This window comes from Pseudomonas anuradhapurensis (assembly GCF_014269225.2).
GTDB lineage: Bacteria > Pseudomonadota > Gammaproteobacteria > Pseudomonadales > Pseudomonadaceae > Aquipseudomonas > Aquipseudomonas anuradhapurensis.
In genome coordinates this window covers 3,848,293-3,869,659 of sequence record NZ_CP077097.1, presented here as the reverse complement: position 1 = coordinate 3,869,659, position 21,367 = coordinate 3,848,293, and the positions used below count along the sequence as shown (strand labels likewise).

At 63.6% G+C, this 21,367-nt stretch carries 24 protein-coding genes; 15 read left to right on the top strand and 9 right to left on the bottom strand.

Going from position 1 to position 21,367, the window contains the following annotated elements:
• Window positions 1–104: 104 nt before the first annotated feature.
• Together HU763_RS17815 and pvdO are read right to left on the bottom strand one after the other, a co-directional pair.
• On the bottom strand, window positions 105–2,564 hold the full coding sequence (locus HU763_RS17815; protein WP_186690550.1) for a TonB-dependent siderophore receptor: 2,460 nt from the start codon (window positions 2,562–2,564) through the stop codon (window positions 105–107).
• A gap of 125 nt (window positions 2,565–2,689) precedes the next feature.
• The gene (pvdO, locus tag HU763_RS17810) at window positions 2,690–3,550 is read right to left on the bottom strand and encodes a dihydropyoverdine dehydrogenase (protein WP_170031376.1); all 861 of its coding nucleotides are present in this window, start codon (window positions 3,548–3,550) and stop codon (window positions 2,690–2,692) included.
• Between the two features lie 279 nt (window positions 3,551–3,829).
• On the opposite strand from pvdO, the gene HU763_RS17805 reads away from it, so the two are divergent.
• Window positions 3,830–3,994 carry a hypothetical protein gene (locus tag HU763_RS17805; RefSeq protein ID WP_225931893.1) on the top strand — a complete coding sequence of 55 codons (165 nt, stop codon included), beginning with the start codon at window positions 3,830–3,832 and terminating at the stop codon, window positions 3,992–3,994.
• 116 nt (window positions 3,995–4,110) lie between these two features.
• Window positions 4,111–4,992, top strand: a complete 882-nt coding sequence (locus HU763_RS17800) for a DMT family transporter (protein ID WP_186690551.1) — start codon at window positions 4,111–4,113, stop codon at window positions 4,990–4,992.
• 12 nt (window positions 4,993–5,004) lie between these two features.
• Here the strand turns inward: HU763_RS17800 and HU763_RS17795 are convergent, their stop codons facing one another.
• Complete coding sequence (locus HU763_RS17795; protein WP_186690552.1) at window positions 5,005–5,463, bottom strand: DUF4265 domain-containing protein; 459 nt, start codon at window positions 5,461–5,463, stop codon at window positions 5,005–5,007.
• Window positions 5,464–5,476: 13 nt separating this feature from the next.
• Window positions 5,477–6,352, bottom strand: a complete 876-nt coding sequence (locus HU763_RS17790) for a DMT family transporter (protein WP_186690554.1) — start codon at window positions 6,350–6,352, stop codon at window positions 5,477–5,479.
• 247 nt (window positions 6,353–6,599) lie between these two features.
• Here HU763_RS17790 and aceK point away from each other — a divergent pair, with 247 nt between their 5' ends.
• Window positions 6,600–8,315, top strand: a complete 1,716-nt coding sequence (aceK, locus tag HU763_RS17785; RefSeq protein ID WP_186690555.1) for a bifunctional isocitrate dehydrogenase kinase/phosphatase — start codon at window positions 6,600–6,602, stop codon at window positions 8,313–8,315.
• A 95-nt stretch (window positions 8,316–8,410) separates the two neighbouring features.
• Here the strand turns inward: aceK and HU763_RS17780 are convergent, their stop codons facing one another.
• The gene (locus tag HU763_RS17780) at window positions 8,411–9,304 is read right to left on the bottom strand and encodes a DUF6279 family lipoprotein (protein ID WP_189665928.1); all 894 of its coding nucleotides are present in this window, start codon (window positions 9,302–9,304) and stop codon (window positions 8,411–8,413) included.
• Window positions 9,305–9,435: 131 nt separating this feature from the next.
• Here HU763_RS17780 and HU763_RS17775 point away from each other — a divergent pair, with 131 nt between their 5' ends.
• A complete protein-coding gene (locus HU763_RS17775; protein WP_186690556.1) occupies window positions 9,436–10,272 on the top strand; it encodes a CvfB family protein in 837 nt (278 codons plus the stop codon).
• On the opposite strand, the gene HU763_RS17770 is transcribed toward HU763_RS17775, so the two are convergent.
• Window positions 10,273–10,653: a hypothetical protein gene (locus HU763_RS17770; RefSeq protein WP_186676182.1), complete on the bottom strand. Its 381-nt coding sequence runs from the start codon at window positions 10,651–10,653 to the stop codon at window positions 10,273–10,275.
• Between the two features lie 198 nt (window positions 10,654–10,851).
• Here HU763_RS17770 and HU763_RS17765 point away from each other — a divergent pair, with 198 nt between their 5' ends.
• The 3 genes from HU763_RS17765 (at window position 10,852) to def (ending at window position 12,675) form a co-directional block, all read left to right on the top strand.
• Window positions 10,852–11,031 (top strand): CsbD family protein, encoded by a 180-nt coding sequence (locus tag HU763_RS17765; protein ID WP_114168292.1) that lies wholly within the window; start codon window positions 10,852–10,854, stop codon window positions 11,029–11,031.
• A 151-nt stretch (window positions 11,032–11,182) separates the two neighbouring features.
• Entirely contained in the window at window positions 11,183–12,142 is a 960-nt protein-coding gene (locus HU763_RS17760) for a YihY/virulence factor BrkB family protein (RefSeq protein WP_186690557.1), read from the top strand.
• Complete coding sequence (gene def, locus HU763_RS17755) at window positions 12,139–12,675, top strand: peptide deformylase (RefSeq protein WP_186690558.1); 537 nt, start codon at window positions 12,139–12,141, stop codon at window positions 12,673–12,675. The genes HU763_RS17760 and def overlap by 4 nt, the downstream gene beginning before the upstream one ends.
• On the opposite strand, the gene HU763_RS17750 is transcribed toward def, so the two are convergent.
• Window positions 12,630–12,998, bottom strand: a complete 369-nt coding sequence (locus tag HU763_RS17750; RefSeq protein ID WP_186690559.1) for a GNAT family N-acetyltransferase — start codon at window positions 12,996–12,998, stop codon at window positions 12,630–12,632. The two genes, def and HU763_RS17750, sit on opposite strands and share 46 nt — an antisense overlap.
• A gap of 353 nt (window positions 12,999–13,351) precedes the next feature.
• On the opposite strand from HU763_RS17750, the gene HU763_RS17745 reads away from it, so the two are divergent.
• From HU763_RS17745 to HU763_RS17715, 7 genes are all read left to right on the top strand, one after another.
• Window positions 13,352–13,609 (top strand): DUF2790 domain-containing protein, encoded by a 258-nt coding sequence (locus HU763_RS17745; protein WP_186690561.1) that lies wholly within the window; start codon window positions 13,352–13,354, stop codon window positions 13,607–13,609.
• Window positions 13,610–13,993: 384 nt separating this feature from the next.
• The gene (locus HU763_RS17740) at window positions 13,994–14,326 is read left to right on the top strand and encodes a type II toxin-antitoxin system HicB family antitoxin (protein WP_170031353.1); all 333 of its coding nucleotides are present in this window, start codon (window positions 13,994–13,996) and stop codon (window positions 14,324–14,326) included.
• Window positions 14,327–14,401: 75 nt separating this feature from the next.
• Complete coding sequence (locus tag HU763_RS17735; protein WP_170031351.1) at window positions 14,402–15,028, top strand: LysE family translocator; 627 nt, start codon at window positions 14,402–14,404, stop codon at window positions 15,026–15,028.
• A 135-nt stretch (window positions 15,029–15,163) separates the two neighbouring features.
• Window positions 15,164–15,589 carry a YybH family protein gene (locus HU763_RS17730; protein WP_170031349.1) on the top strand — a complete coding sequence of 142 codons (426 nt, stop codon included), beginning with the start codon at window positions 15,164–15,166 and terminating at the stop codon, window positions 15,587–15,589.
• A gap of 43 nt (window positions 15,590–15,632) precedes the next feature.
• A complete protein-coding gene (locus tag HU763_RS17725; protein WP_186690563.1) occupies window positions 15,633–15,977 on the top strand; it encodes a YciI family protein in 345 nt (114 codons plus the stop codon).
• A 20-nt stretch (window positions 15,978–15,997) separates the two neighbouring features.
• Window positions 15,998–16,483 carry an SRPBCC family protein gene (locus tag HU763_RS17720; RefSeq protein ID WP_170031345.1) on the top strand — a complete coding sequence of 162 codons (486 nt, stop codon included), beginning with the start codon at window positions 15,998–16,000 and terminating at the stop codon, window positions 16,481–16,483.
• Window positions 16,483–17,721 (top strand): RNA polymerase sigma factor, encoded by a 1,239-nt coding sequence (locus HU763_RS17715; protein WP_186690565.1) that lies wholly within the window; start codon window positions 16,483–16,485, stop codon window positions 17,719–17,721. The genes HU763_RS17720 and HU763_RS17715 overlap by 1 nt, the downstream gene beginning before the upstream one ends.
• Window positions 17,722–17,845: 124 nt before the next feature.
• On the opposite strand, the gene HU763_RS17710 is transcribed toward HU763_RS17715, so the two are convergent.
• On the bottom strand, window positions 17,846–18,316 hold the full coding sequence (locus tag HU763_RS17710; RefSeq protein ID WP_170031341.1) for a MaoC family dehydratase: 471 nt from the start codon (window positions 18,314–18,316) through the stop codon (window positions 17,846–17,848).
• Between the two features lie 34 nt (window positions 18,317–18,350).
• The gene (locus HU763_RS17705; RefSeq protein ID WP_186690567.1) at window positions 18,351–19,295 is read right to left on the bottom strand and encodes an alpha/beta hydrolase; all 945 of its coding nucleotides are present in this window, start codon (window positions 19,293–19,295) and stop codon (window positions 18,351–18,353) included.
• A 216-nt stretch (window positions 19,296–19,511) separates the two neighbouring features.
• Here HU763_RS17705 and fadD2 point away from each other — a divergent pair, with 216 nt between their 5' ends.
• The gene (fadD2, locus tag HU763_RS17700; RefSeq protein ID WP_186690569.1) at window positions 19,512–21,200 is read left to right on the top strand and encodes a long-chain-fatty-acid--CoA ligase FadD2; all 1,689 of its coding nucleotides are present in this window, start codon (window positions 19,512–19,514) and stop codon (window positions 21,198–21,200) included.
• Window positions 21,201–21,367 lie beyond the last annotated feature (167 nt).

The window sequence follows — 21,367 nt, the reverse complement described above, 5'->3', positions numbered from 1 at the left end:
ACGGCTCGCCCGGGCATGGCCGGGCAATGAAAAACGGCGCTCCCGTGTGGGAAGCGCCGTTCTGTCAGCCGGCTTGCGGCAAGTGTGGCGGGATTGCTGTCAGGTCAGAAGTCGTAGCGCAGGTTCAGCATGGTGTTGCGCGGGGCGCCGTAGTGGGCGTAGCTGCCGGCCATGCCTGCGTAGTATTTCTCATCGAACAGGTTGTTGACGTTGACGGTGGCCGACAGGTTGTCGTTGATCTGGTAGCGAGCCATCAGGCTGGCGACGGTATAGTCGTCTTGCGTGACCCGTGCACCCAGGCGGGCGTAGGTGAGCGACGAACTGGAGTTCCAGCTTGCACCGCCGCCAATGGTCAGCTTGTTCCAGTCACCCTGAAGACGGTAGGTGGTCCAGAGGCGGAAGGTGTCCATGGGCAATTGCGTGGTCAGGCGGTTGCCATCGGCGTCCTCGGTACGCGAGTGGCTATAGCCGGTCTGCAGGTTCCAACCGGGCAATACCTCACCGGACAGTTCCAGGTCGATACCTTTGGTTTCCGCACCATCGACAGCGCGGTAAGCCTGGGTACGACCAGGTGTCAGGTTATCGCCATCCTCTTCGGCAAGGTTGTCGCGCTGGATCAGATAGAGGGCAGCGTTGGCATTCAACCGGCCATCATAGAATTCACCTTTCCAACCCAGCTCGTAGTTTTTGCCCACCACAGGTTCCAGGGTCTTGCCGGAAACATCCTGGGCGGACTGCGGTTTGAAGATGTCGGTATAGCTGACATAGACCGACTGCTCCGGGGTCAGGTCGTAGACGATCCCGGCATAGGGCGTGACCACGCCGTTCTCGCGCATCTTGGTGGTCGGGGCGCGGGTGGGCAGGATGCTGAGGTTGTAGTCGTAGCTGTATTTCGAGACCCGGGCGCCAAGGATGAAGTGCAGCTCGTCGGTGATGTTGAAGCGGCCGGCCAGGTAGTAACCGCTCTGCCGGATAGCGACGTTGTAATCCAGGAACGGGACGTAGCTGTCGTCCGCTGGCCGGGCCATCTGGTTGTCCCAGTTGTAATAGTCGATCGTGGTCGACGGCGCATCGGCTTCGTCGTGCTGGTTTTCGTACTCCTGGAAGTTGTAGCCGACGATCAGCTCATGGCTCTGCCCGAGCAGTTCAAACGGGCCCTGGAGCGTCACATCGACGCCTTTCTGCGTCTGGGTTGCCTTGGCCTTGGCCGGGATGATCGGTATCGCACCGGTGGCCTGGTTGATATAGGCCACGTTGGTGGTGGTACGCAGGTAGGCCGAGTCGGTATCGCGGTCGACGTCCATGTAGTTGGCGGCGATCTTGAACTGCCAGTCATTGGCCAGTGCCTGTTCCAGGCCGAAGGTGTAGTTGGTGGTTTCGATTTCGTCGTACATCCAGCGCGCGCCGGCGCTTTTCGAGCGGGAGAAATCGGTGGGTTGGCCATTGCTGAACAGCACCGGGACGCCCGGGGCGCCATCGGCCCGGTACTTCTGGTGGTCGATGCTGAAACGGCCGACGGTGCTGTCGCTCAGGTCTGCTTCGACAACTCCATAGACCAGGTCGCGTTTCTGGCTGTACCAGTCCATGAAGGTGTCGTTGTCTTGCTTGGCTGCGACGAAGCGGCCGCGAACGTTGCCGTTTGCCGTCAGCGGCCCGGAGATGTCTGCTTCGGCGCGGTAGTAGTCCCACGAGCCAACCCCGGCCTGGATGTGCGACTTGAACTCGCGGGTTGGCCGCTTGCGGATCAGGTTCACCACGCCGCTCGGGTCACCCGCCCCGGTCATCAGACCGGTGGCACCACGGATGATCTCGACATGATCATAGAGCGCCATGTCCAGCAGGGTGCTGGGCATGTTGCGGGTCTGGTTTTCCTGGGTGGTGGTCACGCCATCGATCTGGTAGGTGTTGATCGCACTGCCACGGGAGTAGATGTTGAAACGCTCACCGCCGTCCTGGGACATGGTGATGCCGGGCGTCTGGTTGAGCACTTCGGTCATCGTCGCCAGGTGTTGGTCATCCATGCGCTGGCGAGTGATCACGCTGATGGTTTGCGGCGTTTCGCGGATCGACAGGTTCATCTTGGTGGCGGTGCTGGTCACCCCGGTGGTGTACGACCCCGTGCCTTCGGTGGTGGCCCCCAGGCCCGTGCTACTGACGTTGGTCGCCGAAAGCTCGACCTGGCCGTCCTTTGCGCTTGAAGCTGCGCTGACGGTCACGGTGTTGCCGTCGATCTGGTAACGCAGCCCGCTGCCACCCAGCAGGATGGCCAGTGACGAAGCGAGGTCGTGCTGGCCCTTGAGGGCGCTGGAGCGCAACCCGCCGATGTCCTCCGGGCTGTACAGCAACTGGGTATCGGTCTGTCTGGCCAGTGCCTGCAATGCCGAGTTCATCGACTGCGCGGGAATGTCCAGGGTCCATTCCTGCGCCTGCACCTGGGCGACCATGGCGGTGCACATTGCCAGGCCCAGGCCGACGCGTGTCAACGCATCCCGGGGGCGAAAGGAGTGACGGAGCAGTAACGCTTTGGCCAGTGGGTTGAGCGGGCCGGGCAGGGGCTTGGACATCTATTGCGGTCTCGTTGGCAGAGGGTTTTTATCGGTGTCAGCAATAGGACGCAGCACCTGGTAAAAACCGGAACGATTCTTATTGCCGATTTTTTTCAGGCTGCTGCGTCAACCGCGTCACAACTTCACAATTCACGTGCTACGCGGAAACCGAGAAAGTCGCCGCGGGTGGTCTTGAGGCGGTCGTTGCGGTTGGCCGAGCGAGAGAAGATCGGCGGCTCGCCCCAGTCGTTGCCACGCATGTGCGCGCGAATGCACTGGGGGTCCTGGACCCAGGCGCTGCCGTCGCTGGGGGCGCCTTGGTAGCTGTCGTGGTAGCAGTCGGCGACCCACTCGTAGACGTTGCCGTGCATGTCGTACAGGCCGAAGGCATTGGCCGGGTAGCTGCCCACCGGGGCGGTGTATGTGTAACCGTCCTTGGGGCCATAGGTATTGGCGTGCTTGCTGATCTCGTACTTGCCCGGTTCGTCGAAGGGGAACGGAAACGGGCCGCTGGACCCGGCACGGGCGGCGTATTCACGTTCGGCTTCGCTGACCATGCGGTACGCTTTGCCGGTGGTGTTCGCCAGCCAGCGGGTGTAGGCCTGCACTTCGTCGTAGTCCACGCACACCGCGGGTTGGCGGGGGCCTTGCGGGTAGCTGGGCTTGCTCGCCTGGCACCAGCGGCCGGGGCGATCGTCGCCGCTCTTGATCACGGTGCCGGTGGCCTTGATATAGGCGTCCAGTTCGCCGGCGGTAACTTGGTAGCGGCTCATGGCGAAGGGTTTGGCGAAGGTCACGGTGTGCAGCGGGCCCTCGTCGGGCTGGCGACCGACTTCGTCGTCGGGGGCGCCCATCAGGTAGCTGCCGGCGGGCAGCACGACCATTTCCGGGCAGTCCTTGCAGTCTTTGAACACGTCGCCGGGTTTGGCGGCGTGGGCATGGGCGCTGACCAGCAGCAGGCAGGTGATCTGGGCTGGCCGGCAGAGCCAGGTGGAGACGTTCATCAGCGGTCCTCGGAACGGGTGAATGCGGGCTGCGTTTCGCATTCAGACGAGCCGAGGCGGTGAAAAATTAACCAGTCGTTGTAGGCGCGGCCTTGCGTCGCGATGGGGCGCGAAGCGGCCCCGGCAATATCGGCGTGAATGCAAAGAAATGGGGCCGCTTCGCAGCCCATCGCGACGCAAGGCCGCTCCTACAACGGGAGCGTGGGCGGCGGGGTGGTTGCCAGCCAGCAAACCCCGGGCTATAGTCCAGCCCATTGTCCTCTTCCCGAAGACCTGCTCATGTCAGCCAGCCCTTCCACCACTTGCTTTGCCATCGCGCCAGTCGCGGGCATGGTCGTGCGTGGCAGCCAGCAGCCGGTCATGATCAGTCACTATCCACCACCACCTGTCAGTGGCGTCGTGGGCGGCGTAGCTCCGCCTCGCTGCGTGGTCGTGCTGGGCTGATCGGCTGCTGGCCGCTGCCCTTCGCACACGCAACCTACTGAACACGGTCGGCGACTTCCCTCGCTGAAGCGCACGTCGTCCGTCTGGCTTATTTGCCTTATATCAGGTGGCAATCCATGTCTGTCTTTAGCAAAACCTCCGTGGCCTCGGCGGCCACTACCTGCCTGTTCGTCCTGCTGTGGAGCAGCGGGGCGATCGTTTCCAAGCTGGGCCTGGCGCAGGCCAGCCCGTTCGCCTTCCTGCTGCTGCGCTCGGCGCTGGCCCTGGCTGGCATGCTGTTGATCGGGCCGCTGCTGGGGCTGCGCTGGCCGCGCAGTCGCGCGGCCGTGCTGCGGGCCCTGGGCACCGGCTGCGTGCTGCTCGGCGCCTACCAGATCTTCTACCTGCTGGCGCTCGACACCCAGGTCACCCCGGGCATCATGGCCACGGTGATGGGGGTACAACCGATCCTGACCGTGGTGCTGATGGAGCGCCAACGCTCGTGGAGCCGTCTGTTCGGCCTGGGGTTGGGGCTGGCGGGCTTGGTCATGGTGGTCTACCAGGGCATCAACCTGGGTGGGGTATCGCTGGCCGGGATGCTGTTCGCCCTGCTGGCGCTGGCCTGCATGACCTTCGGTTCGATCCTGCAGAAGCGCATCACCGACAACCCCATGGGCACCCTGCCGCTGCAGTACCTGGCCGGCTTTGCCATGTGCGCACTGTTCGCGCCGCTGCAGCCACTGCATGTGCAGTGGAGCGGCAGCTTCGTCGGCGCGCTGCTGTGGATGGGCCTGGTGGTCTCGCTGCTGGCGACCTTGCTGCTGTACCGGCTGATCGCCAAGGGCAACCTGGTCAATGTCACCAGCCTGTTCTACCTGGTGCCGGCCGTGACTGCGGTGATGGACTTGCTGATCTTCGGTAACCGCCTGGCTCCGCTTGGCCTGCTGGGCATGGGGCTGATCGTGGTGGGCCTGCTGTTCGTGTTTCGCAAGCCCGCCGCGCGCCTGGCCGAGGCCTAGGCCCTGGCGGTCCTAGCGGAATTCTTCGGGGATCGCGTGGCGCAGCACGCCTTCCTCGAAGTCCAGCAGGCCGGCGTCGCGCTGGGTGAGCAGGTAGTAGAGCAGGGTATCGAGCGAACGCTGCGGCGGGACCTCGAGCGCCAGCATCTTCACCGCTTGCTCGGTCTCGCAGTTGCAGCCGAAGTCTTGCAGCGCCGCGCGTACCTGGTCCAAGGTTTCCGGGGGCTTGACAATAACCCGGAACACCGAGCTGCCGCCGCTGCGGCGTAGTGCGGCAAACCAGGTTTCGCCGGCTTGTTCACGGGTGGCGATCACGTCGCCCGGGGCAATGCCGTAGACATGGAAGGGAATGTTGTCGACGGCATAGCCACCGTCCACGGCCTTGGCCCACAGCCCCTCGACCGAGGCCGGTGGATAGCCGTTGGCGTCCTGTTCCAGGCGGAACAAGACCTTCTTGTATGCGCTGTTCACAGTCTGCTCCGCTTCACCTGCGCGCCGGGCGCAGTACCAGCCACAACGCCGCACCGATCAGCACGCCGCCGTACAGGTGCGCCATCGACAGCGGTTCGTCCAGCAGCCACGCCCCCCACAAAACGCCGAACACCGGAATCAGGAAGGTCACGGTGCTGGCCTTGACCGGGCCGATTTCCTCCAGCAGGCGGAAGTACAGGATGTAGGCGAATGCCGTACACAGCAAGCCCAGGCCCAGCAGCGACAGCCACACCTGCCAGCCGCCCCAGCTGGCCGGTGGCTGGCTCAGTGCGCTCCAGGCGAACAGCGGGCTGAGCATCAGGGTAGCGCCGAGCATGCTGCCCAGTGCCGACAGGCGGCTGTCCAGGCCGCTGACCCAGCGGCGGGCGAGGAAACCGGCAAAGCCGTAGCAGGTGGTGGCTGCCAGGCAGGCGAGGGCGCCCTGCAGCAGGGCCAGGTCGAGGGCCACTGGGCCGGCACCGCTGAGGATGCCGACGCCGAACAGGCCGAGGAAGATGCCGCACAGCTTGGCCAGGGTCAGCGGTTCGCGGAAGAACAGCGCGCCGACCAGCACGCCCATCAGCGGCGTGGTGGCGTTGAAGATGGCCGAATAACCGGCCGGTAACACCTGGGCGGCCACGGAATAGAAGGTGGCCGGAATGCCGGAGTTGATCATGCCCAGCACCAGGCAGGCGCCGAGCTTGCCCTGGAAGTCCCAGCGCACCCGGGCGGCAGCAAACAGCGCGACCAGGCCCAGGCAGGCGATGGACACGCGGAAAAACGCGGTCGGTACCGTGCCAAGCGCCGGGGCGATGATGCGCATGAACAGGAAGCTCGCCCCCCAGACGGCGGCAAGGGTCAGCAGGCGGGCTAGGGCGATGGGGCTCACAACGGTCTCCGGCGGCAGGGCAGGGCGCGAGTGTACGCCAGGGGGCGGGGGGATTCTTGTGCTTTCTTGCGCTGTAAACCTGTGTCGGCCCTTTCGCGGGTAAACCCGCTCCCACAGGGTTGCCACCGGGCCGAGCATTGCAGAGAACCTGTGGGAGCGGGTTTACCCGCGAAGAGGCCGGCACAGGCTCCGCAAAAACCAAGAGGCGACTAAGCTCTGTAACTCAACACCGCATCGAGGTCTTCGCATGCCCCAGCCCTGGCCCGCCGTCGAAATCGCCCGGATGATCCTCGCCGGCTTCGACGATTACCGCGACCATTTCCAGCGCATCACCCTCGGCGCCCGCGAGCGCTTCGAACAAGCGCGCTGGCAGGATATCCAGCGTGCCGCTGCCGCCCGCATCAACCTCTATGAAGAAAAGGTCGCCGAGGTCAACGGCTGGCTGCGCCAAGGGTTTGCCGAGGATGTGTTGCTGGACGTGGCGCAATGGCCGCTGGTGAAGGACGCCTACATCCACCTGATCGACCCGCGTCTGGACGACGAGCTGGCCGAGACCTGGTACAACTCGCTGTTCTGCAGCCTGTTCAGCCACGACCTGATCAGCGACGGCTGCATGTTCATCCACACCACCCGGCCCTCGATGCGCGGCCGCGAACGGGCCGCGCAAACCCGCACCTATCGACCTGACGGTGGCCTGAAGGGCTTGCTGCGGGCGGTATTTGCCGATTACCCGTTCGATGTGCCGTATGGCGACCTGGAAGGCGACCTGGCGCGCCTGGAGGAGCAGTTGCGCGACTGCCTGCCGGACTGGGTCTGCAAGGACCCGGCCCTGGCCCTGGAGCTGTTCGTGCCGGTGCTGTACCGCAACAAGGGGGCCTACCTGGTCGGCCGGCTATACAACAGCGACGAGCAGTGGCCGCTGGTGATCCCGCTGTTGCACCGCGAAGGGCACGGCATCGAGGCCGATGCGCTGATCACCGACGAGGCCGAGGTATCGATCATCTTTTCCTTCACCCGCTCGTACTTCATGGTCGACGTGCCGGTGCCTGCGGAATTCGTCAACTTCCTCAAGCGCATTCTGCCGGGCAAGCACATTGCCGAGCTGTACACCTCGATCGGGTTCTACAAGCACGGCAAGTCGGAGTTCTACCGGGCGCTGATCAACCACCTGGCCAGCAGCGACGACCGCTTCGTCATGGCGCCCGGGGTCCGTGGCATGGTCATGAGTGTGTTCACCCTGCCAGGCTTCAATACCGTGTTCAAGATCATCAAGGACCGTTTTTCGCCATCGAAGACGGTCGACCGTGCCACGGTGATCGACAAGTACCGGCTGGTGAAGAGTGTCGATCGGGTGGGGCGTATGGCCGATACCCAGGAGTTTGCCGATTTTCGCTTTCCGCGCAGCAAGTTCGAGCCGGAGTGCCTGGCCGAACTGCTGGAGGTGGCACCCTCGACCGTGGCGCTGGAGGGCGACACGGTGCTGATTCGCCACTGCTGGACCGAGCGGCGCATGACGCCCCTGAACCTGTACCTGGAGCATGCCAGCGAGGCCCAGGTGCTGGAGGCGCTGGAGGATTACGGCCTGGCCATCAAGCAGCTGGCGGCGGCGAATATCTTCCCTGGCGACATGCTGCTGAAGAATTTTGGCGTTACCCGGCATGGCCGGGTGGTGTTCTACGACTATGACGAAATCAGCTTTCTGACCGAGGTAAACTTCCGCCACATTCCACCGCCGCGCTATCCCGAAGACGAGATGTCGGGCGAGCCATGGTACTCGATCGGGCCGCATGATGTGTTTCCCGAAGAATTTCCGCCGTTTTTGTTCGCCGATATCGGCCAGCGCCGGTTGTTCAGCCGCTTGCATGGTGAGCTGTACGACGCGGATTACTGGAAGCGGCTGCAGGCGGCGATACGCGACGGGAAAGTGATTGATGTGTTTCCGTATCGACGCAAGGGGCGGTGACTGTGCTTTGGCAGGCCCGGCCTCTTCGCGGGTAAACTCGCTCCCACAGATACGGCACAGTACGCGAAACCAGTGGGGTGCCTGTGGGAGCGGGTTTACCCGCGAAGAGGCCGGGCCTGCTTTTCACCGTCACCCCTCAAACACTTCAAGTCACTGAAATTCGTGCGCACCTGGCCCAGCCGCTCCTGCAGGAACCGCCGCTGCTGCGGGGTGCTCTGCTGCACCAGGTCGACCAGCAGGCTACGCGCCTGCCGCTCGGTATTCTGGAATGCCGCGCGATATTCCGGCGTCCACAAGCTCTCCTTGCGCTGCAGCAGGGTCGCCAGGCGCGGCTCGAAGCTGGCGTCGTTACGCTGGTTCATTGCCAGCAGCAGTTGTTGCTGCCAGTGGGCGCGGTTGGCGATCCATGCGCGGTTCTGGTCGCCCAGCGCCTCGGACCAGGCCCGTACCCGTTGCTGCTGCACCGGGGTCAGCTCGCCAAACCAGGGCGTGAGGCGTTTTTCCATGCGTTCGGCGCGGCGGGCAATCTGTTTCGACAGCGGCGTATCGACATACTGTTTCTGCCGTTCGGCGATGTCGTCGCGGAACGCCTCGCGCATCTCCGCCACCTGGGCGTCGCTCATGCCGCGCAGCAGTTCAATGGCCGACGGGGTGATCTCCTCCGCCACCCGGCCAATCGCCTCGCGCGCTTCGCGGGTGCGTTGCTGCAGGGCCTGGTCGGTTACCTGGTCGTCGGCCACCATGTCACGTACCCGGTCCAGCCAGTCGAGGTAGCCAGGCAACTGGGTCTGGCAATGCCAGGCCAGGTGCTCGCGCAGGCGGTCGTCGAGCATGGCCTTCTGCTCGCGGTTCATGTCCAGGTAGTCGCCCAGCGACCATGGCACCAGGCGGTCGAGGTTGCGGTAGGCCAGGTCGATGCGGCTGCAGGCGGCCATGGCCAGGGCGAAGCCGATGGCGATGAGCAGGGCTTTGGACAGGCGTAGCGGCATGGGCTGTTCCTTGCTGAGGCTTGCCAGACGGTAGACGCAAGGGCGCGGCTGGCGGTTCCACTGCATCAGCGGTCGGGCGGCGCGCTGGCTTCAGGTGTAGAATAGCCGCCTTGTCTTGAGGATCATCGGAAATGGCTCTGCTTGGGCGTTACAACAGTTTGCAAATCGTGAAACACGTGGACTTCGGCCTGTACCTGGATGGCGGTGCCGACGGCGAGATCCTGCTGCCCGCGCGCTACATCCCGAAAAACGCCGAAACCGAAGTCGATGACTGGCTGAACGTGTTCATCTACCTGGACAGCGAAGACCAGCTGATCGCCACCACCGAAAAGCCCAAGGTGCAGGTCGGCGAATTCGCCAGCCTCAAGGTCAAGGACATCAACGGCGCCGGCATCTTCCTCGACTGGGGCCTGTCCAAGGACCTGCTGATGCCGTACTCGGAAGAGGCGCGGCCGTTGAAGATCGGCGACTACTGCGTGGTGCACGTGTACCTCGACAAGCGCACCCGCCGCATCACCGCCACTTCGCGCCTGGACCGCTACCTGGACCGCACCCCGGCGGACTACCAGGCTGGTCAGCCGGTCGAGCTGCTGGTGGCCGGCGAAACGCCGATGGGCTTCAAGGCCATCATCAACAACCGCCACTGGGGCCTGATCCACAAGAACGAGGTGTTCAAGTTCCTGCGTTCCGGCATGCACGAAAAGGGCTTCATCAAGGAAGTACGCCACGACGGCAAGATCGCCCTCAGCCTGCAACCGGTGGGCGCGGCCCTGGCCGACAGCCTGCAGGAGCAGATCATGGCCCGCCTGGAGGCCGAAGGCGGGGTGCTGGGGGTGTGCGACAAGAGCGACCCGGCGCTGATCAGCAAGCTGTTCAACGTCAGCAAGGGCAACTTCAAGAAGGCCATTGGCGGCCTGTTCAAGCAGGGCCGCATCGTCATCCATGACGATCGGATCGAGAAGGCCTGATCAGGCCTGCACGAAGGTACGGAAGTCCAGCTGCTCGCCACCCGGGCGGGTGTCGCGCAGCAGCGAGTCGCGGTCGGCACTGAGCGCCAGGCTGATGGTCGAGCGGCGCTTGCCGGGGTTGCGCACCTCCATCTGCTCCTGGTGGGCGCGCAGGAAGTTGGTCGGCACCTTCAGGTGCTGCAGCTCATCGCTTTCCGGGGTGTGCAGCAGCAGGTTGACCCAGTCGGGCTGGCCCTTGCGCAGCAGCGCCACCGGCACCTCGAACCACCACAGGTTGCGTTTGCGGTCGAGAATGGCGAACAGGGTATTGGCGCTGGTCAGCACCGGCCGGGCCAATGCTTGGTTACGCCGGGCGATGGCGGCGGGTTTGTCGAGTTTCATGCAGGTTCCTGCGGGTTGACGCTACGAAGGCCTGCATTGTGAGGGGTGGCACCGGGCGCGGCAAGGCTTGCCGTCTGCCATGCCTGCAAGGTTGCCGCTTGGCTCATGCGCGCGTGATTCATTGAAACTCCTGGCGAAGGGCCCGGGTCCACCGACTGTCGACACGGTCCACGTGTCTCCAGTTACAGGAGTTTTGCCATGAGCGGTACCAAAGACAAAGCGAAAGGGTTGGCCAACGAAGCGATCGGTAACGTCAAGCAGGGGGTTGGCAAAGCCACCGACAATGACAGGCTGCGCGCCGAGGGCGAGGCGCAGGAGTTGAAAGGTGAAGGGCAACAGATCAAGGGCAATGTGAAGGATGCAGTGAAAAAGCCTTGATGTGATTCGCCAAGCAGCCTCTTCGCGCTGGCCCGCGAAGAGGCTGATACTGCTGTAAGAAAATTCTTGCAGTTTTGCCGGGAGCAGCACAGCGCCGACAGGGTCTATTAGACTTGTCCGTTGAACCGATCAAGCGGCGAAAGGAGACGCTATGATTTTCCCCGACCTGCGCGGCCTGCCCTTGCACCGCGTGCTGGTACGTACGGTCAAGGAATTCCTTGACGACGAGATGTCCACCTACGCCTCGGCATTGGCGTATCAGGCGCTGTTCTCGCTGTTTCCTTTTCTGCTGTTCTTGATAGCGCTGATCGGCTTCCTGCACCTGCCGGACTTCTTCTCCTGGTTGCGCCTGCAGTCGGAACTGGTGCTGCCGCCCCAGGCGCTGGAGCAGGTGAACCCGGTGATCGACCAGTTGCAACAGTCCAAGGGCGGGCTGCTGTCGGTAGGTATCGTGATTGCCCTGTGGACCGCCTCGGCCGGTGTGCGCCTGATGATGAGCGCGATGAACGCCGCCTACGACGTGCCCGAGGGGCGCCCGGCCTGGAAGCGCATGCCGCTGTCGATCATCTACACGGTAGGCTTGGCCGGCATGCTGCTGGTGGCGGCGGCGCTGATGGTGCTGGGCCCGCAGGTAATGGAATGGATCGCGGCGCAGGTTGGCATGCAGGAGTTCATCGTCACCTTGTGGACCGTGCTGCGCTGGCCGGTGATCGTGATTCTGCTGATGGTTGCAGTGGCGGTGATCTACTACGTGATGCCGGATGTGAAACAGGAGTTTCGCTTCATCACCCCGGGCTCGGTGCTGGCGGTGGTGGTGTGGATCGTGGCGTCGCTGGGCTTTGCCTACTACGTGAAGACCTTTGCCGACTACAACGCCATGTACGGCAGTATTGGTGCAATCATCGTGCTGTTGCTGTACTTCTATATTTCCGCTGCGGTGTTGCTGCTGGGCGCGGAAATGAACGCCGTGATCGAGCACATGTCCAGCGAGGGCAAGAACCCGGGCGAGAAGGAAGCTGCCGAGCACACCCCCCACGCCACCATTACCGTGCTGGGCCATGAACACCCGGTACCCAGCGAGCACCAACCTACCGAGCCGAACTCCCGATGATCCGCGACATTCTCAAGATGGGTGACGAACGCCTGCTGCGCATCGCGCCGCCCGTACCCCAGCACATGTTCGGCAGCGCCGAGTTGCAGCAACTGATCGACGACATGTTCGAAACCATGCATCACGTCGGCGGTGTCGGCCTGGCGGCGCCGCAGGTGGGCATCGACCTGCAGCTGGTGATCTTTGGCTTCGAGCGCAGCGAGCGTTACCCGGATGCCGAGCCGGTGCCGCAGACCATCCTGCTCAACCCGGTGATCACGCCAACCTCCAGCGAACTGGAGGATGGTTGGGAAGGCTGCCTGTCGGTACCTGGCCTGCGCGGCGTGGTGCCGCGATTCAAGCATATCTGCTATACCGGCCTCGACCCCCAGGGCAAGCCGATCGAGCGCTTTGCCGAAGGCTTCCAAGCCCGGGTGGTGCAGCACGAATGCGACCACCTGATCGGCCGCCTGTACCCGTCACGCATCCAGGACTTCTCCCGGTTCGGCTACACCGAGGTGCTGTTTCCCGGGCTTGACCCCAGCGACGACTGACCCCGCTGCAGGGCCACCAGGCGTTTGCTGCGCTGGTAGCGCTGCAGGCGGCCAGCCAGGGCTTGCGGCAAGTGCCCGGCAGTGGCGAAGCCCAGGCGCTGATAGAAGGCTGCAAGGTCCGTATGGCAGAACAGCCAGGTCGGGCCGCCTGCCTGCGCCAGCGCCGCCTCGATCAAACGCCCGGCTACCCCCTGGCCGCGGTGCTGCGGGGCGACGAACAGTCCGGTCAGCCAGAAGCCGTTGTCTACCGGGCTCAGGCTCAACCCGGCGATGATCCCAGGCGCCCTGGCCACCCATAGTTGCCCGTCGCCCGCAGCACGCATGCGCGTGCCATGCTGGCGGTAAAAATGGTCCAGTAGCCGGCGTTCGCTGGCCGACAGTGGCGAACACTGCAGATTGAGAGAAATGGTGGGGCCCGCCCTGAAAAGTGACCAAACGCTCTGGCCTGACTATTTGCGGCCACGTTGTCGCAGATTGTTGCAAATACTGCAAGGCTGAATATCCGACCGTGGGGTTCAACTATTCAGGGTCGGGAGTAGACTTTCACTCATCCCCCCTGGCAGTACGAAGCGGGATCGGTACTTCGTGCCATCTTCAGCGTAGATGGCAACTTCTCCGCGCCGTCACGGCAATAGAAGTCAATCGATCAGCTTGAACGCGTGAAAGGCAGACTCACATGAAACCACTACTGATTCTTGCATTGGTCGGTATGTCCTCGTTCGCCCTTGCCGATGAGGCCAAACCCGTCAACAGCGAACCCCTGACCCAGCAATACGACTACTCCATGAACCTGGATATCAAGCGGGTGATCAACCTTTCGACCATCCCCAACGTGTGCGAAGTGGTCCCGGCGACCATGACCTACGAGGATCACCAGGGGCAGGTGCATACCATCCAGTACCGTGCCATGGGTGAGGGTTGCCAGCAGGGTTGATCAGGTCGTTGCCTGATGGGTGGCCCCTGCGGCGATCTGCCCCGGGGCCAGCCGCGCATGCTCTTCGAGCGATAGAAAAATCCTGAATGAATATCGAGGAAAAAGTGCTATCTTATTTTGATAGCATTTTTCGATGAACACTCGATACCGCAAGATCCTCGATGCAATTTTCCGCACGCCGACTACGGTGTCGTTGGCTTTTCCCGAAATCGAGGCATTGACGCTCCACTTGGGTGGCCAGGTATTGGAGCGGCAAGGATCCAGGGTCAAGCTTGTGCTGGGTGGCCAATGCTGGCGATGCCACCGGCCTCATCCTGGTAAAGAAGCCAAGCGGTATCAAATTGAAGAGGCTCGCGAATTTCTCTTGCGGGCAGGAGTCAGGATATGAGTTGCATGCGCTATAAAGGCTACGCTGCCCGTATCGAGTATGACGAGCGTGACGATATCTTCGTCGGCCGAGTGCTTGGTATGCGTGACATCATCAGTTTTCACGCGAGGTCGGTGCCGGAGCTGCATGAGGCTTTCCGCGATGCGTTGGAGGATTACCTGGCTGATTGTGCAGAGCAGGGCATAACGCCAGAAAAACCTGCCTCTGGCAAAATCATGCTGCGCATCCGCCCCGAAGTGCATGCTGCGGCGAGTATCGCTGCACGTGCTGCCGGCAAAAGCTTGAACCAGTGGGCGGACGAGGTTTTCGAGCAAGCCGCTATGGCCTGAACCTGCGCGCTTCCCATCCGCTGCGCACTCATGGCACGCTCTAGGCCGCTTTCTTGAGCCGCAGCCGAGCCTTGCATGCCTTTCTCCAATGGTTTTCTCCTCAGTCTTTCCCTGTGCCTGGATATCGGCATTGCCAATATCGCCATGATTACCTTGGCCATGCAGCGTGGTTTCCTCCAGGGCTTCTGGCTGGGCCTCGGTACCTGCGTCGGCGACCTGCTGTATGCCATTGCCGCATTGGCCGGAATGACCGTGCTGCTGCAGTTCGAAAGCGTGCGCTGGGCGCTGTGGTTGGGTGGCTCGGTGTTGCTGGTGTGGTTCGCGCTGAAAATGCTCCTGGCCGCGTGGCGCGGCGGGCACATGGAGGCGCGGGGCGAGGTGGTGGTGGAGTCGGGGTGGCGCGAATTCCTGCGCGGTATCTTTCTGGCCATGTCGTCGCCCAGCGCCATCTTGTGGTTTGCCGCGGTGGGTGGCGTGCTGATTTCCCGTTCCGGCGGCGGCAGCCTGGTGGAGGCCGGGTTGTTCCTCGGTGGCTTCTTCGCGGCCGGGCTGGTTTGGTGCGTTGGCCTGTGTGGCATTGCCAGCCATGGCGGGCGCTTGCTGGGTGACCGGCTGCTGACCTGGTCATATCTGCTGTCGGCGGCGATCTTCTGTTATTTCGCGGTGTATGTGATCGTGTCGGGGTATCGGGAATTCGTTTGAGCAGGTCGGCCCGTTGCCGGCTTCGCTGGCAGAAATATTTCCAGGCCTTGTCGATTCCCCCGCCCTCGGTTCGACCATAGGTGAAGGCACGCTGCCGGCGTTGCCACCACCCATGACCTGTCGGAGCAACCCCCGATGAGCACTACAGCCGAAACCGAGATCCGCCAACTGATCGCGCGCTGGATGCAGGCCGTGCGCGACCGCGACATCGCCAACATCATCGCCCCTTATGCCGACGACATCGTCGCCTTCGATGCCATCCAGGCCCTGCAATTCAAAGGCAAGGCCAATTACCAGGCGCACTGGGAAATGTGCATGGGCCTGTGTACCGGCCCGATGGTCTTCGAACTCGCCGAACTCACCGTGCATGCCGCTGGCGACCTGGCCCTGGCCCATTGGCTGAACCGCTGTGGCCCGGCCGACAACGAAAGCCAGTGCGGCTTCATGCGTGCCACCGTAGGCTATCGTCGTCAGGGCGGCCAGTGGCAGGTCATCCATGAACACTGGTCGGCGCCATTCGACATGCAGACCCAGAAAGCGCTGTTCGATCTCAAACCCTGAGCGGTTATCGCCAAACATACGTTGCCAATGCCTGGAGGCGACCATGAAATACCTGTGCCTGGTCTATTGTGACGAGGGGCTGCTGCACAGCCTGCCCGACAGCCCGGAAGACGCCGAATGCATGGCGTACGCCGAATCCATCCAGGGCACCGGGCGAATGCTGGCGGCCGAAGCGCTGAAGTCGGTGCAGACCGCCACCACGGTACGCATGCGCAACGGCCAGATGAGCCTGACCGATGGCCCGTTCGCCGAGACCAAGGAGCAACTGGCCGGCTTCTACCTGGTGGAAGCCCGCGACCTGAACGAGGCGCTGAACATCGCCAAGGGCATCCCCGCTGCGCGGGTTGGCAGTGTCGAGGTGCGGCCAGTGCGTGAACTGCAACCCTGACAGCGACGGAGAGCCTGAGCATGACCCTTGCACTGCCTGCGCAAGCGCAACACGAATTGTCCATCAGCCGCCTGATCGACGCGCCACCGGCCAAGGTGTTCCGCGCCTGGACCGAACCTGAGTGGTTGATGCAGTGGTGGGGCCCGCACGGCATGACGACCCCGGAGTGCGAGATGCAGTTGTGGCCCGGGGGCCTGTTCCGCACCCTGATGCGGGCACCGGACGGCAGCGAGTACCCGAACCAGGGCGTGTTCCTGGAAATTGCCGCGCCGCGCCGGTTGGTATTCACCGATGCCTTCGGCCCGGGCTGGGTGCCTTCGGACAAGGCCTTCATGACCGCCGTGATCAGTTTCGACGAGGAACAGGGCAAGACCCGCTACACCGCCCGTGCCTGGCACTGGAGCGCCACCGACTGCCGTGCCCATGAGGAGATGGGCTTCCACCAGGGGTGGGGAGAAAGCCTGGAGCGGCTGGTGGAGGTGGTGACCCAGCGGATGCCTGACTGATGCTGGCCATGGCCCAGGTGCGCGCCGAGGTCGAGGCGGTCTACTTGCAGGAGTCGCGCCGCATCCTGGCGACGCTGATCCGCCTGTTGGGCGACTTCGACCTGGCCGAGGAGGCCATGCACGATGCCTTCTTCATCGCGGTGGAGCGCTGGCAGCGCGACGGCATACCCGTCAACCCACGGGCGTGGCTGGTCTCCACCGGGCGCTTCAAGGCCATCGATGCGCTGCGCCGGCGGGCCCGTTTCGACCGCTCCCAGGCAGACCTGAGCATGCTCCTCGACGGCCAGGCGCAGGACCCCAGCGAAGAAGAACTGCTGGCGGACGACCGCCTGCGGCTGATCTTTACCTGTTGCCACCCGGCGTTGTCTGCCGATGCCCAGGTACCGCTGACCCTGCGCGAAGTCTGTGACCTGACCACCGAACAGATCGCCCGTGCCTTCCTGCAAAGCCCGGCCACCATCGCCCAGCGCATCGTGCGTGCCAAGGCCAAGATCCGCGATGCCGGCATCCCCTACCAGGTACCGGAGCTGAGCGAGTTGCCTGAGCGCCTGGAAAGCGTGCTACGGGTGATCTACCTGGTGTTCAACGAAGGCTATTCGGCGTCGTCGGGCGAAGCGCTGTTGCAGCAGGCGCTGAGTGACGAGGCCATTCGCCTGGCGCGGCTGCTGGTGCAGTTGCTGCCTGACCCGGAGGCGGTCGGCCTGTTGGCCTTGATGCTGCTACAGGCGTCCCGCCAGCGCGCGCGTACCGATGGCCAAGGCAACCTGGTGGTGCTGGAGCAGCAGGACCGCAGCCTGTGGGACCGGCAGCGCATTGCCGAAGGCTGCCAACTGGTGCGCCAGGCCCTGCAAAGCCGGGCATTCGGTGCCTATACCGTGCAGGCGGCGATTGCCGCGGTGCATGCCGAAGCGGCCACGGCCGAGGACACCGACTGGGCCGAGATTGTCGGGCTGTATGATGTCCTGCAGCGGCACTGGCCGTCAGCCGTGGTGGCGCTGAACCGCGCGGTGGCGCTGGCGAAGCGGGATGGGCCGGCGGTTGGCCTGCGGGAAATCGAACGGATTCTGGCGCGGGGAGAACTGCAGGATTACCACCTGGCGCATGCGGCGCGGGCCGAGCTGCATTTTCAGCTGGGGCAGGTGGAGCGAGCGCGTGCGGCCTGGCGGCAGGCGTTGGCGCTGACCCGGCAGGAGCCGGAGCGCAGGCATATCGAGCGGCGCCTGCAGGCGATCGAATGATTTTGCTACACCGGCCCTGTCGTCGGCCAGCCAGCTCTAACAGAATCACCACAGTGCCCAAGCCTGTGGCGGTGCTGTGGGTGCTGGCTGGCCGGCGACAGGGCCGTACTGGCTACATCCGACTTCAGCTAGCCACGAAGTTCGGCGGCGATACCAGCTCGACGGTCTGCTGCTTGCGCGGTGCCAGGATCTCGGCTTCACCTTCGACCACCAGCTCATCGTTCTGGTTGTACACATTGGTGGCGATGCGCACCTTGAACTTGGGCAGCTTCTCGAGGATTTCCAGGCGCACGGTCAGGGTGTCGCCAATCTTCACCGGCTTCTGGAAGCTCATTTGCTGGCCGAGGTAGATGGTGCCCGGGCCGGGCAGGGTGCAGGCCACTGCAGCGCTGATCAGCGCGCCGCTGAACATGCCATGGGCAATGCGCTCGCGGAACATGCTCTTGGCGGCGAACTCGGGATCCAGGTGCACCGGGTTGTGGTCGCCGGACATCGCGGCGAACAGCTGGATATCACGTTCTTCAACGGACTTCTGGTATTCGGCCTTCTGACCGACTTCGAGGGCTTCGTAGGGCGTGTTGCTGACCTGGGTCATCGGGGCTTCCTTAAGGGGCGGGCGAGGGCGCCTATCATTCGCTGCGGGCAGGCCGGCCAAGGGCCAGCGCCTGTTCGAGCCAGGCGAGAATATCGCCGGTGACCTCGTCTCGATTGAGTTCGTTGAGCACTTCATGCCGCGCCTCGGGGTAGACGCGCAGCTGTACATGTCGATTGCCGGTCGCGCGCAAGGCGTCGGCCAGGTGGGTGAGACGCTTGCCGGCACTGACCGGATCACATTCACCACCGATCACCAGCAGCGGCAGGTTTGGATCGATCTGCGCGAGGTTACCCGGCTGGCTGATCTGCGCCAAGCCTTGCAGCAGGTCGAGCCACAACTGGTTGCTGCAGCGAAAGCCGCATAACGGGTCGTTGAGGTACAGGTCGACCTGCGCCGGGTCGCGGCTGAGCCAGTCGAATGCCGTGCGGTTGGGCTTGAAGGCCTTGTTGAACGAGCCGAACGACAACCATTCAAGCAGCGCGCTCTTGCCCAACGGCCCCTGGCGCCAGGCTTCCAGCCGGGCAATCAGCCGAGCCACGCGGTAGAGCATCGCCGGCTGGTAGTTGGAGCCACTGAGGATCGCCCCATGCAGGCTGCCGCTGTGGTGCAGCAGGTAGGCCTGGGCGATGTAGCTGCCCATGCTGTGGCCGAACAGGAATAAAGGCGTGCATGGGTACTGCTGGCCGATGTGCTGGGCCAGCAGCCCGAGATCATTGACCACGGCATCCCAGCCATGATGGCGGGCGAACAGGCCGAGGCTGCCCAGTTCGGCGGTGCGCCCGTGGCCGCGCTGGTCGGCGGCGATCAGGGCAAAGCCCGCCGCGCTGAGGGCCTCGCCCAGCGGCTGGTAGCGCCCGGCATGCTCGGCCATGCCGTGGGCCAGCAGCACCACGGCCTTGACCGGCGTGGCCGGCAGCCATTGGTGTACGTACAGGCTGCAATGCTCGCTGGCAGGCAGCCAGAAGGCGTCGTGAGGCATGGCGGGTCCTTATGCGCACGGGTACCCGAACAGTGTATGCACAACCGGCCGGATTGCAGGAAGGGCACAAATAAGATTCACAATGTTAATGGCGGCACTTGGCGTATATGCCACCTCGGGCTTACCTGTTAACGTCGGGCCAACGCCTTTTCGCTCTTGGGCGGGCAGGTAAAAGGACAGGACACTCAGCGGGTCCAGGCAGAGGAACAATAATAAATGCAAGCCGATTTCTGGAACGACAAGCGCCCAGCGGGCGTGCCATCCACCCTCGACATCAACGCCTACACCTCGGTTGTCGAGGTGTTCGAGCGCTCCTGCAAGCGCTTTGCCGATCGCCCGGCCTTCAGCAACCTGGGCGTGACCCTGACCTACGCGGCTCTGGAGCGCCATTCGGCGGCCTTCGCCGCCTGGCTGCAGCAGCACACCGACCTCAAGCCGGGTGACCGCATCGCGGTACAGATGCCCAACGTGCTGCAGTACCCCATCGCCGTGTTCGGCGCCCTGCGGGCGGGCCTGATCGTGGTCAACACCAACCCGCTGTACACCGCGCGTGAGATGCGTCACCAGTTCACCGACAGCGGCGCGCGCGCGCTGGTATACCTGAACATGTTCGGCAAGCACGTCCAGGAGGTACTGCCGGATACCGGCATCGACTACCTGATCGAGGCCAAGATGGGCGACATGCTGCCCGCCGCCAAGGGCTGGCTGGTCAACACCGTGGTCGACAAACTGAAGAAAATGGTACCGGCCTACCGGCTGCCGCAGGCGGTACCGTTCAAGCAGGTGTTGCGCCAGGGCCGCGAGCTGTCTGCCAAGCCGGTGCCGCTGAGCCTGGACGACATCGCCGTGTTGCAATACACCGGCGGTACCACTGGCCTGGCCAAGGGGGCCATGCTCACCCACGGCAACCTGGTGGCCAACATGCTGCAGGTACTGGCCTGCCTCTCGCAGCACGGGCCGGATGGGCAGAAGCTGATCAAGGAAGGCCAGGAGGTGATGATCGCGCCACTGCCGCTGTACCACATCTACGCCTTCACCGCGAACTGCATGTGCATGATGGTCACCGGCAACCACAACGTGCTGATCACCAACCCGCGGGATATCCCCGGCTTCATCAAGGAGCTGGGCAAATGGCGGTTCACTGGGCTGCTGGGCCTGAATACCCTGTTTGTTGCGCTGATGAACCACCCAGGCTTCAGCCAGCTGGATTTCTCGGCGTTGAAAGTCACCAACTCGGGCGGCACTGCGTTGGTCAAGGCCACTGCCGAGCGCTGGGAGAGCCTGACCGGCTGCCGCATCGTCGAAGGCTACGGCCTGACCGAAACCTCGCCGGTGGCCAGCACCAACCCCTATGGCCAACTGGCGCGCCTGGGCACGGTGGGCATCCCGGTGGTGGGCACCGCCTTCAAGGTGATCGACGATGACGGCAACGAGCTGCCGCTGGGCGAGCGTGGCGAGTTGTGCATCAAGGGGCCCCAGGTGATGAAGGGCTACTGGCAGCAGCCCGAGGCCACCGCCCAGGCCCTGGATGCGGAGGGCTGGTTCAAGACCGGCGATATTGCAGTGATCGACCCGGACGGCTTCACCCGCATCGTCGACCGCAAGAAGGACATGATCATCGTCTCCGGTTTCAACGTGTACCCCAACGAGATCGAGGACGTGGTCATGGGCCACCCCAAGGTGGCCAACTGCGCAGCCATCGGCGTGCCGGACGAGCGTTCCGGCGAGGCGGTGAAGCTGTTCGTGGTGCCGCGCGAGGGCGGGGTGAGCGTGGAAGAGCTCAAGGCCTTCTGCAAGGCCAACTTCACCGGCTACAAGGTGCCCAAGCACATCGTGTTGCGCGACGCCTTGCCAATGACGCCGGTGGGCAAGATCCTGCGGCGGGAGCTGCGTGATATAGCTTGATAGCGGGTTGGCTTGTTCGCGGGCTTGCCCGCTCCCACAGGTACTGCACAGCATTCGAGAACTGTGAGGCCCCTGTGGGAGCGGGCACGCCCGCGAATGCCGTGAAACCGCTCTAACAGGCTGCTTACAGCCCGATCTGCGACATTTTGGCTAAATACTCTAAAAAT